The 12904-nt window shown below is 43.9% G+C and carries 9 protein-coding genes and 1 riboswitch; of the genes, 8 read left to right on the top strand and 1 reads right to left on the bottom strand.

The window, feature by feature from the left end; translation table 11 throughout:
• Nucleotides 1-221: 221 nt before the first annotated feature.
• The 8 genes from DWX43_RS25180 (at nt 222) to DWX43_RS25145 (ending at nt 11935) form a co-directional block, all read left to right on the top strand.
• Nucleotides 222-1664, top strand: a complete 1443-nt coding sequence (locus DWX43_RS25180) for a CapA family protein (protein ID WP_243099471.1) — start codon at nt 222-224, stop codon at nt 1662-1664.
• The gene (locus tag DWX43_RS25175; protein ID WP_118622659.1) at nt 1657-2226 is read left to right on the top strand and encodes a GNAT family N-acetyltransferase; all 570 of its coding nucleotides are present in this window, start codon (nt 1657-1659) and stop codon (nt 2224-2226) included. Before DWX43_RS25180 ends, DWX43_RS25175 begins: the two co-directional genes overlap by 8 nt.
• A 124-nt stretch (nt 2227-2350) precedes the next feature.
• Nucleotides 2351-2448, top strand: a riboswitch (SAM riboswitch).
• A gap of 180 nt (nt 2449-2628) precedes the next feature.
• Nucleotides 2629-3816: a methionine adenosyltransferase gene (gene metK, locus DWX43_RS25170; protein ID WP_118622663.1), complete on the top strand. Its 1188-nt coding sequence runs from the start codon at nt 2629-2631 to the stop codon at nt 3814-3816.
• 212 nt (nt 3817-4028) lie between these two features.
• Nucleotides 4029-5093 (top strand): HAMP domain-containing sensor histidine kinase, encoded by a 1065-nt coding sequence (locus tag DWX43_RS25165; protein WP_109732462.1) that lies wholly within the window; start codon nt 4029-4031, stop codon nt 5091-5093.
• Entirely contained in the window at nt 5086-5778 is a 693-nt protein-coding gene (locus DWX43_RS25160) for a response regulator transcription factor (RefSeq protein WP_109732461.1), read from the top strand. The genes DWX43_RS25165 and DWX43_RS25160 overlap by 8 nt, the downstream gene beginning before the upstream one ends.
• A 295-nt stretch (nt 5779-6073) precedes the next feature.
• Nucleotides 6074-9058, top strand: coding sequence for a glycoside hydrolase family 2 TIM barrel-domain containing protein (locus tag DWX43_RS25155; protein ID WP_118622657.1), 2985 nt, complete (start codon nt 6074-6076; stop codon nt 9056-9058).
• Nucleotide 9059: 1 nt separating this feature from the next.
• Nucleotides 9060-10259: an MFS transporter gene (locus tag DWX43_RS25150; RefSeq protein ID WP_118622655.1), complete on the top strand. Its 1200-nt coding sequence runs from the start codon at nt 9060-9062 to the stop codon at nt 10257-10259.
• An 86-nt stretch (nt 10260-10345) separates the two neighbouring features.
• Entirely contained in the window at nt 10346-11935 is a 1590-nt protein-coding gene (locus DWX43_RS25145; RefSeq protein ID WP_118622653.1) for a sodium/solute symporter, read from the top strand.
• A gap of 79 nt (nt 11936-12014) precedes the next feature.
• Here DWX43_RS25145 and DWX43_RS25140 read toward each other — a convergent pair whose 3' ends face one another.
• A complete protein-coding gene (locus DWX43_RS25140; protein ID WP_118622651.1) occupies nt 12015-12869 on the bottom strand; it encodes an AraC family transcriptional regulator in 855 nt (284 codons plus the stop codon).
• Nucleotides 12870-12904: the final 35 nt, after the last annotated feature.

Here is a 12904-nt window from a genome sequence, read left to right as displayed (position 1 = left end):
GGTCAAAGCAAACCACCGGCTAAGCCGGTGGTCGTGATTACGAAGAAAATGCATCATGCGAAGTAAAAAGTCCTCCGGGCGGGATGCACATTCCCAAATAAGGTATATAACAGGAGAAAAATTCCTGAGTAAATTATCAGGAGAAGGTCTTGACTTTTATTCCGTGGTATGCAATGGTTTTGTATATATGGTTTGGATTTGCAAATGAGGAGGCTGTAAATATGGGGAACGACAGATACGATGCAGAGGTCCGCAGACAGCGGATTGAGAAGCGTAGAAAACAGGTGCGTCAGAGGATGCTGATGGTCATTGGGGGAGCCGTGCTGATTCTGATAGTGATAATCAGTTTATGTATTGCGGGAGTGAAGCGGCATTCGTCGAAAAAGCAGCTGGCTGCGGGAAAAGAAGCGGTGCAGGCTTGCTACGATACATTTGTTAAGACGCTGGATGGTGCGGTGGAGGCTTCGTCTGCTACCGGGAAAGGGGAAAAAGGCTCTTTTTCCGACTGGTTCATGGAGGCTTATCCGGAAAAAAAGGATGCAGTTTTGAAGGCTGCACAGGATGGAAAGATTTCCGGTGAAGATATTTATGCCGCGGTTGGAGAAACGATGCATGTCGTTAATGACCGCTATAAAGGCTGGCTTGATGACGCAAAAACTGCAAAGAAGCATGGGATTTACATGAAAAAAGGAAGTTCCGGTAAGGCTGCGGAAGTGGTTGTTGCAGGGGATATCTGTTTTGCAGAGGATGGATTTGTGCTGGATCACTATGACACGGTAAATGACCTGTCGAAATGCATTTCTCCCGAAATATTGAAAATAACAAATGATGCGGATGTTTTTTATCTGAACCATGAGTACTGTATCAGTGAAAGAGGGGAGGCTCTGGAGGGGAAGCTGTACACGTTCCGTGCAAAACCTGAGCGGATGGCCCTTCTTGAGGAGATGGGGACGGATCTCGTATCTCTGGCCAATAACCATGTTTACGATTATGGCGAAGATGCCCTTTTAGATACGCTGGACCTTCTGGATGAGGCCAAGATCCCTTATGTCGGCGGCGGGAGGAATATCGGGGAGGCGAAGCGGCCGGTTTATTATGTGGTAAACGGTGTGAAAATCGGTTTTGTCGCGGCGACGAATGCGGAAGTGGTGTATTACACCCCTGCGGCAGAAGAAGACTCTCCGGGGGTTCTGGAGGCTTATGATACGGCGGAATATAACCGGGTCATTCAGGATGCAGCTGGACAGTGTGATTATTTGATTGCATATATCCACTGGGGACCCGAAGACACGAATGTTTACGAACAGTATCAGCACGATATGGGAAAAGAATTTCTGGACGCCGGGGCCGACATTGTAGTCGGAGGACATCCCCATGTGCTTCAGGGGATGGAATACATAGACGGAAAGCCTGTTATTTACAGCATGGGGGATTTCTGGTTTAATGATGAGACAAAATATACCGGCCTTTTGAAGCTGGATATTAATGATAAGGGATTGAAAGGAATGTCCTTCGTGCCCTGTCTGCAGACGGAGTATACAACCCAGTATATTAAAGATAAGGACGAGCAGGCCGAATTCTATGAGTTTTTCAACGGTTTGTCCCCCAATGCAGAGCTGAACGATAAAGGGGTATTCAAAGAGGTGGAAAAGAAAGATGAATAAAGAAGAGATTATAATCAGGGCGGCTGATCAGCGTGATGCAGAAGCCCTCCTTAATATTTATATCCCGTATGTGACGGATACGGCTATCACATTTGAATATGAGCCGCCGACTCTGGAGGAATTCAGGGCCCGCATGGTCCGTATAATGCAAAAGTATCCTTATCTGGTGGCGGTGGCTGACGGAAAAATCGCCGGATACTGCTATGTTTCCCAGTTTAAAGACAGAGATGCTTATGACTGGTCTGTCGAAACGACGGTCTATGTCGGCCGTGAGCTGAAAGGCAGGGGAATAGGAAGAAAACTCTATGAGAAGCTGGAAGAGGTTTTGAAAGCACAGCATATTCTGAATCTGAATGCCTGTATCGCCTATCCCCATCCGGAAAGCATTGCGTTTCACGAGAAGCTCGGGTACAAAACGGTCGCACATTTTCATAAATGCGGCTATAAACTGGGTGTCTGGTACGATATGGTATGGATGGAAAAAATGCTGGGTGAGCATACGGAGAATCCGCTTCCGGTTATTCCGGCCTGTGAGCTGGAGTTGGAAGAGCTGCTTTCATAAGAATTTCAAAAACGTAATCAGGAGATTAATGGAAGGATACAAAAATTGAAAGATGTATATTGACATTTTTCATAATACGGTGTAAAGTTCCTATTGTACTTAACAACTTAACAAAGCAAGCTTTCTCTTATTCAGAGCGGTGGAGGTACAAAGGACCTGTGAAGCCGCGGCAACCCCTAACACGGAAGGTGCCAACCTGAGCGAGTAATCGAACAATAAGAGGATTGATTTATGAGATATAAACAGTCCGCTTCTTGTGGGCTGTTTTCTTTGTTTATAGAGGAAATTTTTTGTGAACAAGGCAGGCAGTCCCAGAGAGAAAGAGCTGATTCGGACGTACTGGCGGTTTATTATACGAAAAGAACCGCGGACGGTCCGGACATTTCAGAAGGGAGAAATGACATGGAAAAATTATTATTTACATCAGAATCAGTAACAGAAGGACATCCGGATAAAATGTGTGACCAGATATCCGATGCTATTTTGGATGCGCTTCTCAAGGAAGACCCGATGAGCCGTGTGGCGTGTGAGACATGCACAACAACAGGCCTTGTCATGGTTATGGGAGAAATCACGACGAATGCGTATGTGGACATCCAGAAGCTGGTACGTGATACCGTACGTGAGATTGGATATACAAGGGGGAAATTCGGCTTTGACGCGGATACATGCGGCGTAATCACTGCGATTGACGAGCAGTCAGCAGATATTGCACTCGGGGTTGACAAGGCTCTCGAAGCAAAAGAAAATAAGATGTCCGACGACGAGATTGAGGCAATCGGAGCGGGAGACCAGGGAATGATGTTCGGATATGCAACAGATGAGACAGAGGAATATATGCCATACCCGATCGCTATGGCCCACAAGCTTGCCAGAAGGCTGACAGAGATCAGGAAAGATGGAACACTTCCGTACCTGCGCCCCGACGGGAAGACCCAGGTAACGGTAGAATATGACGAGAACGGCGTTCCCGCGAGACTGGAAGCAGTTGTATTATCCACACAGCATGACCCGGAGGTTACACAGGAACAGATCCACGAAGATATCAGGAAATACGTATTTGATGCGATTCTTCCGTCAGAAATGATTGATGAGAACACAAAGTTCTTCATTAACCCGACAGGGCGCTTTGTCATCGGAGGACCTCACGGGGACAGCGGCCTGACAGGAAGAAAGATCATCGTAGATACTTACGGCGGAATGGCACGCCACGGCGGCGGGGCTTTCTCCGGAAAAGACTGTACAAAAGTAGACCGCTCCGCGGCATATGCAGCTCGTTACGCAGCAAAGAACATTGTAGCGGCGGGCCTTGCAAAGAAATGCGAGATCCAGTTATCCTATGCAATCGGTGTTGCACAGCCGACTTCTATCAACGTAGATACATTCGGAACAGGAAATGTATCCGAGGAGAAGCTGAACGAAATCATCCGCGAGAACTTCGACCTGCGTCCGGCCGGAATCATCAAAATGCTTGACCTTCGCAGACCGATCTACAAACAGACAGCAGCATATGGACATTTTGGCCGTAATGACTTAAATTTACCTTGGGAAAAGCTAGATAAAGTTGACGCATTGAGAAAATATCTGTAATATAACAGTATTAGGTGCGTTAAAAAAGAAGGGGACAGGCACCGGAAAGTGTCTGTCTTTTTCATATATAACTATATGGGCCGGATATAACAAAAATCCGGTAAACATGAGGGCGGCGGGGCGTACCGAAGAAAAACAGGCAGCATAATTTTAAGAATATTCTGAAAACGGAGCGCAAAAGGGTCTGACCCCTTTGCAGAAGAGGTGACAATATGAAGCTTAAGACGAAATTGATTCTCGCGTTTATGACGGTTATGATTCTTCCTACTATCTTTGCGATTATTGCGATGTATACGTTTGCGCCGAAGGGGGCGGGCGAGCTGGGGGAGATCCAGCAGCTGTATCTGCTGGTTGTATTCCTGACTGCGGCACTTTTGATTTACTGGATCTACAGGACGGTTTCCCTGCCGCTCTCGAGACTGCAGATCGCAACCCGTAATATTAAGGAAGGGAATCTGGATTTTGAGATTAAGAGTGAGACGGACGATGAGATCGGCATGCTCTGCCGGGATTTCGAGGAGATGCGTCTCCGGCTGAAGGCGAATGCGGAAGAAAAAGTTGCGTATGATAGAGAGAATAAGGAACTGATCAGTAATATCTCCCATGATTTAAAAACACCGATTACGGCGATTAAAGGTTATGTGGAGGGAATCATGGATGGTGTTGCGGATACGCCGGAAAAGATGGACAGATACATCAAAACAATATACAATAAGGCTAATGAGATGGATCTGCTTATCAATGAGCTGACGCTCTATTCCAAGATCGACACGAACCGTATTCCTTATAATTTTACGACCTGCTCAGCCAAACAGTATTTTGGCGACTGTGCAGAGGATTTGTCGCTGGAACTGGAAGCGAAGGGTGTGGAGTTTACGTACCGCAATTATGTGGAAACGGACTTTAAGGTGATTGTAGATCCGGAACAGCTTCGGCGGGTAATTAACAATATTGTTAATAACTCCCTGAAATATATGGACAAGCCGAAGGGAAAGATTTTTATGAATTTAAAGGATGTAGGGGATTTTATCCAGATTGAGCTTGGAGATAACGGCAAAGGGATCGCCCCGAAGGATTTACCGTATATATTCGACAGGTTTTACCGGACGGATGCTTCAAGAAACTCTTCGAAAGGCGGAAGTGGTATCGGACTTTCCATCGTCAAGAAGATTGTGGAAGAACATGGCGGTAAGATTTGGGCGACCAGTGAGGATGGGGCTGGAACAACAATGTATTTTGTAATAAGAAAATATCAGGAGGTACCGGTGGATGAGTAAGAAGATTTTGATTATTGAGGATGAAGAAAGTATTGCAGATCTGGAGAAGGACTATCTGGAACTGAGTGACTTCGAGGTTTCTGTAGCAAATGATGGTGAGATTGGAATGAAAAAGGCGCTGGAGGAGGATTTTGATCTGATTATACTAGACCTTATGCTCCCGGGGGTAGATGGATTTGAGATCTGCAGGCAGGTCCGTGACCAGAAGAATACGCCGATCATTATGGTATCAGCGAAGAAAGATGACATCGACAAGATCAGGGGTCTGGGACTTGGTGCAGATGATTATATGACAAAGCCTTTCAGCCCGAGTGAGCTTGTGGCCCGTGTGAAGGCACATCTGGCACGCTACGAGCGTCTGATAGGAAGCAATGTGGAAGAGAATGAGATCATTGAGATCAGGGGACTGAAGATTGACACAACCGCGAGACGTGTCTGGGTCAACGGAGAGGAAAGGTCCTTTACAACAAAAGAATTCGACCTTCTGACATTCCTGGCCGGGCACCCGAACCATGTATACACGAAGGAAGAACTATTCCAGCAGATCTGGGATATGGAATCTATCGGGGATATTGCCACTGTGACCGTGCATATTAAAAAAATCCGTGAGAAGATTGAATATGACACCTCACACCCACAGTATATTGAGACAATCTGGGGTGTAGGATACCGCTTCAAGGTGTAATACCCGCACTTGGCGAGTTTTTTGAGCCTGGTAAGACATAGATCTGATTTCTTAACAGGGGAACCTATGACTTATGAAAGTCATGGGTTCCCCTGTTTAAATTCTCTATTTCCATTCAGCTTACTGCTTTACGGATATCACCTGAATCTTTAAAGGATCAGGTGATTTTTTTGTTTTTAGAAATATGAAAATAAGCGAAAGTGTGATTTTGTCCATATAAAATGAAACTTTCTCTATAGAATCAGCCAAAGTAAAGTTGCTATAATCTGTCTAACGAAACACGAAGGAGGAGAAAATGAAGTTAGAAAATTATTATGAAGATCCTGAAGTGCTGCATGTGGGAACAACGAAAGAAAGGTCTTATTATATTCCGCAAAGAGATAAGTCAGTCTCAAAAGTACTGCTGAATGGTGACTGGAGGTTTTACTACAGTGATGATCCAGATGGGATTCCGGAGGGGTTTTATAAAAAGGGATTTCAGGCAGATGACTGGCATACCATACCTGTTCCGGGATGCTGGCAGAATTATGGGTTTGATACACATCAATATGTATGTAATTACTACCCGTTTCCATACCGCCCTCCGTATGTACCTGGACGAAATCCATGTGGGGCCTACATACATACATTTTTTCTAAAAGGGAATTCTGTGGAGAAGAGACAGTATCTGAATTTTGAAGGAGTTGATTCCTGTTTTTATGTATGGATAAATGGCCAGTTTGCAGGATACAGTCAGGTTTCACATTCGACCAGCGAATTTGAAATTACAGATTTGGTAACGGCAGGGGAGAATACGCTGGCAGTTCTTGTTTTAAAATGGTGTGACGGCAGTTATTTAGAGGATCAGGATAAGTTTAGGATGTCCGGTATTTTCAGAGACGTATATTTGCTGGAAAGGCCTCAGAAACATATACGTGATTTCTTCGTACATGCAAGATTAGAAAATGGTTTGGATAAAGGCGTGGTCGAAGTAGAATTTGAAAATACGGATAATAACATGACAATTATGGCGGTACTTGAAACTCCTGAACAAAAAGTACTGGAAAAAGGTGAGACAAACAAAGGTAATCTGAAGTTTTCAATTGTAAATCCGATTCTGTGGAATGCAGAACAGCCCAGATTGTATCAGCTGACCCTGGATACGGGAGAAGAACAGATTATTCATAAATTTGGATTTAGAAAAATAGAGGTAATTGACTCTGTTGTGTATCTGAATAAAGTCCCTGTTAAAATGCGTGGTGTAAACCATCATGATTCTGATCCTGTGACCGGATTTGTCATGAACAGAGAACAAGCCCTGAAGGATTTGGCTTTAATGAAACAGCATAACATAAATGCTATACGGACCAGCCATTATCCGAGTTCACCGTGGCTTATGGAAATGTGTGATGAACTTGGCTTTTATGTATTGGATGAGGCCGATCTGGAAGCGCATGGATCAGCGGAATTCTACGGAGGGTCCTGTGAAAAAACCTATGGTGATGTTGTACAGAATCCTATATTCTATGAGGCGGTGCAGGACAGGGTCAGACGTTGTATCCACAGGGATAAGAACCGTACAAGTGTTATCATCTGGTCCCTGGGAAATGAATCCGGGTATGGGGAGAGTATGGAAGCAGCAGGGCGTTGGGTAAAATCATTTGATCCTGACAGACTGCTGCAGTATGAAGGCAGCATATGGGAGACAGGCGGACATAAAAACGATATATCCATGCTTGACCTATATACAAAAATGTATGATTCAACAGCAGAAATAGAAAACTATTTGAATAACCCGGAATCAAAAAAACCGTACATGTTAATTGAATATGCACATGCTATGGGAAATGGACCCGGTGATTTGGAAGATTATCAAAGGATTTTTGAAAACAGCCCAAGGGTATTCGGAGGCTTTGTGTGGGAATGGTGTGACCACGGCATCTTTATGGGAAAAGCTGATAACGGCAAAGCCAGATATTTTTATGGCGGGGATTTTAAAGAGGAACTCCATGATGATAATTTCTGTATGGACGGATTGGTTTATCCGGATAGAACACCCCATACGGGGCTGAAAGAATATCAGAATGTTCTGCGGCCGGTCAGGGCAGTCCTCCTTAATCAAGATAACGGTGAAATCGAAATCGAGAATAAAATGGATTTTACCGCTCTCGAGGAAAGACTTTACATCCATTATACTGTTGAGCAGGACGGCGCTGTTGTATATGGGAAAGATTTATATCCGGAACATCATCCGGCCCATACTAAAAAGAATTATCTGTTTGATTACACTGTTCCTTCATCAGGTATATGCACATTGAATTTAGAGTACCGGACGCTGAAAAAAGAATATTTTATTGAGAAGGATACTGTGGTCGGATTTGACCAGTTTATTCTGCGCGGTGAAGCACAAGAGAGGAGTCCGGAAGTACAGGGCGGCATAGGGAAAGAAGAACAGGGACGTTTCATTCATATAAAAGGCAGTGACTTTACATACCGGTTTGATAGATATGCAGGGGCGTTTGACCGAATCATTTGCGATGGGTGTATCTATACGATGGAACCCGTCCAGTACAATATTTGGCGAGCACCTACAGATAATGACCGGCTTGCGAAACTGGAATGGCAAAAAGCAGGATATGACAGGGTTCAGGTATGTGTAAAGGAAACGAAGGCAGAACAATTAGAAGAGTCAGTCCGCATCTGGGTATCCCTGGATTTGGCAGCGGCGCATATACAGCCATGCCTGGAGGCAGAAGCTGAATGGCTGATTTATGCCGGAGGGGCAATAACTGTGAATATCAGGGCAAAACGTAATATGAACATGCCCTATCTTCCCAGATTTGGTATCCGCATGTTCATGCCGAAGGAATTCACAAAAGTGTCTTATCTTGGTTATGGACCTTGGGAATCCTATTGTGATAAACATCAGGCATCAAGACTTGGGCGCTTTTGTGGAGACGTTAAAGATCTTTATGAAGATTACATCAAACCTCAGGAAAACGGAAGTCACTATCATACATATGAGATGATATTGTCTGATGATCTGGGAAATCAGATGGAGGTATTTTCAAAGGACACTTTTTCTATGCAGGTTCTTCCTTATACACAGGAGGAGCTGGCTTCAAAAAGACATAATTTTGAACTGCAGGAAGCTGACCATACGGTTCTGTGTCTTGATTATAAAATGAGTGGAATTGGTTCACAAAGCTGTGGACCGGAATTAAAGGAAGAGTATCAGTTATCGGATGAGAGAATAAATTATCAATTCAATTTATGTTTTAAGACGCTGAGGAGGAAGTAATATGAAGATTAAGAGTTTTTTTACAAAAGAAAATATTAGCTTTACGATTATCCAGACAGCATATTGGGCCGGCTTCTGTATTTTGTTTGCGTATCTGAGTCCTTATATTCTGAGTCTGGGCTGCTCTAATACCCAGCTCGGAGTTATTATTTCAGCAAATTCTCTGGCCAGTATAATCGGGCAGCCGGTCTTTGGGTATATCTGCGACAGATCAGGGTCCATTAAAAAGGTAATGATTGGCAGCCTTTTGGGAGGCAGTGCGCTTGCAGCTATTTTCTATTTCACAGGCAGCAGCTATATGGCGATTTTATTCTTTTCAACGGTAATATCTTTCGTCATACAGGCCGTGTACCCCCTGATTGATAACTGGACGGTTTTAGATGCGCAGGTGAATCCGACAACGAATTATGGTATTACCCGGGGAATTGCATCTCTAGGGTATGCAGCCACATCAGCAATAGTAGGAGGTTTTTTTGATAAACATGGATTTCAGTGGATGTTTATCCTGTTTATTGCTATGATGGTGATTGCGGCACTGGGGTGTCTGGGTCCGAAGGATACTAATAATACTGTTGTAAAAGAAAAAGTGAAATTTACTGATTTAAAATTGCTGGCAACTAATTATGGATATATAGCATTCGTGATCGTAGCGACTCTTTTATATGTAGCCTTCCGCTCAGCACATGGTTTTCTTGCTACATTAATGACACAGGTGGGAGGCAGTACAGAACAGCTCGGATACGCATGGTCTGTTCTGGGACTGAGTGAAGTGCCGGCTCTGTTTCTGGCAGGGATCATTCTGCGGAAAATGAAGGACTCACATTTACTTTTCATATCCATGTGCTTCTTTATATTAAGAGTACTGCTCCCTTCATTTGCAACAACGCCAACACAACTGATCTGGATGACCGCCCTGCAGGGGCTTTCCTATGGGTTATTTCTTCCGGCATCAGTATCATTTATTGCCAGAATTACAAAAAGGGAATTATCGAGCACAGCCCAGACATTCGCTGTTGCAATGTATGCAGGAGTGGGAAATACGGTAGCGGGAGTAGTCGGAGGTATCTTGGTAGATTCTATAGGTGTTGCAAATGTATACCGAATTGCAGGGTTGGTTATAGCAGTTCTTGCGGCTGTTTTCGGTTTTGTCGTGGTATCTCTGGATAAAAAAGAAAAGGCGGCACAGACAGCTGCAATATAGGGGGAACTTTCATTCTGTAAAGCTGCAGACGGATACCTGTTCAGGATGATTGACCGGAAACACCCTAAAGAGGAGAGGAGAGAGTAATGTCAGTTATCGATTTTATCATTGTTGTTGTTTATTTGGGAGCACTTCTTGTTGTGGGAGCAAGGCTGAGCAAAGGTAACGTGACACAGGATGATTACTTTATAGCAGGACGCTCTATGGCATGGCTGCCGGTAGCGCTGTCGGTAGCTGCCACTACAATTAGCGGTAACGGCCTTATCGGAGGGCCGGGCTGGTCGTACCAGTCCGGTCTGCGGGCCTTTATGCAGAATGCAAGTATTCCGTTAGTGCTGGCACTGGCGTGCAGCTGTTTTCTTCCATTTTTATACCATATCCGCATAACGTCATGCTATGAGTATTTACAAAAGCGGTTTGGGGCTGTTAGCAGAACTCTCGGGGCAGTGGGATTTTTAATGACGGCCCTGATTCAGGTCAGTTCAATGGTGTATATCCCCTCCCTGATTATTAGCCAGCTGACAGGCTGGGACATTAAACTGGTTTTAGTAATTATTGTGATTGTATCTACAGTTTATACACTGCTTGGTGGTATTAAAGCTGTCATATGGACAGATGTAATCCAGATGGTAATCGTATGGGGCGGGTTATTTGCAATTGTATTTTTGGCGTTTAAGAATCTGGATATTAGTTTTATGGATACCATTCAGACTGCCCGGGAGGCCGGAAAGCTGAATGCGCTTGATTTCTCAGCAAATCCGAAAGTTGAAAATGGATTCTGGGTCACCCTTTTAGGGGGCGGTATCATGTGGATGCAGTATTATATATCGGATCAGTCACAGGTACAGAGACTGTTTTCAACTAAATCGGTAACGGAGGTGAAACGTTCACTGCTTACAAGCGGAATTCTGATGAATGTAATGTATTTTTTGTTCATGATCATCGGACTTATTATGTTTTCTGTTTTTCAGGGAAAGACTTTTGAGAATACCAATCAGGTTATGATCCAGTTTATAGCTGAGAAAATACCAACAGGGGTGATGGGCTGTATCATAGCGGGGATTTTTGCGGCAGCAATGTCAAGTGTCGACTCTCTTTTGAATTCAATGGCAACAGTCTTTATAAAAGATATTTACGAAAAATGGGTACTGAAAGGCAGAAGGGCTGTATCTATGGGGGTATCCCGGTATTTTACACTGGCTATGGCAGGTCTGGCAGTACTGTTTGCCACATTTGGTTTTATGAATACAACGGCATCTGTCTTAGCTGTTGTGGGCAGTTATATATCCTATTTGTGTGGTGCGATTCTGGGTATGTTCCTGTTGGGAATGCTAACCAGAAAAGCAAATGATTTTGGCGTTTCAATTGGATTTGTGGCCGGAGTATTGGGAACAGTAGCCATAGCACGGGTATATCCTGTCAACTATCTTTGGTACAACGTGACGGGGCTTGCAATTACGATGGTGGCGGGGTATCTGGCAAGTCTTGTAAAACCATGCAGAAGTACAGATGATATAGAAGCCTATACACTTTTAGGATGCAGAAGAGAAATACGCATGCGCGGCAAAGATCAGAAAGGGCTGCTTCAGGAAATGCCCTGCCGCATGGACAAGTATACATGGGGACTCATTATATTTTGTGTGATCCAGTACATTGTGCTGGGCATATTAAAATAGTATAGCGGCAATTATAAAGAGATCAAGTTTTCTGTTCCCTGATATGCCCTTGGCACGTGATCAATGAGGTATAGTATTGTTATACTTTACCCCATTGATTTTTTTTATATTCGTTTGGAGAATATCCGGTTTTCTTTTTAAAGATGCGGCTGAAATAGAGTGGGTCTGAATAGCCTACCAACTCAGCAATTTCAGCAATTTGAAAAGATGTATTACTTAATAAATCCTTCGCCTGTTCTATTCGCATATCTGTGAGATAGGCCTGTGGTGAAGAACCGGTAAAATCTTTGAAACACCGTATAAACCAGTTATAAGTCATATGGTATTTTTCGGCAAGTTCCCGTATGATAATGGGTTCTTTATAGTTTTCATGAATATAGAGGACGGCAGAAGCAATATCATTATGTCTGTTGTAATAGGGAGACTTTTGTTTTTCGCGGGCTCTGTTCAAAAGGAGACAGAGCTGTTGCAGCATGAGTGTATTCATGCTGCAAAAATCATTCTCCTGCAGCTGTATTTCGCGGATGATGCTGTTAAAAAGTGAGATCAGGGTACTGTCAATGCCGATGTACAGTGTAGTTTCCCCCCAAAGCTGATAGTGTTTCAGCAAAGATTCACAATGATATCCGGTAAAATGAATCCAGAAAACTTCCGGCTGTTCTTCCAGACGGTAGTAGTAAAACTGTGGTTCATTCGGATAATATATGATAATATTCCCGGCAGTTACTGCCTGGTATTTTCCATGAATCAGGAAATGTCCGGTACCTTTGGTCATATAAAGAATCTGATAGTCTAACCGTCCGTTTAGCCGTGTTGTTTCTAAATAATTCAATTTGACCAACCGGTAATGTCCGGCACTGTTAACGAACAGAGGGACTGTAAGATTCTCGACCTCATCAGGTTTATAGCGGTGGAATCCCGTTATGCTAATCATTGAAATCACATCCTTTCATAGAGAAAAGCGAAATA

This window comes from Clostridium sp. AF19-22AC, assembly GCF_003479085.1.
GTDB lineage: Bacteria > Bacillota > Clostridia > Lachnospirales > Lachnospiraceae > Faecalicatena_A > Faecalicatena_A orotica.
This window is presented reverse-complemented; position numbering and strand designations above follow the sequence as displayed.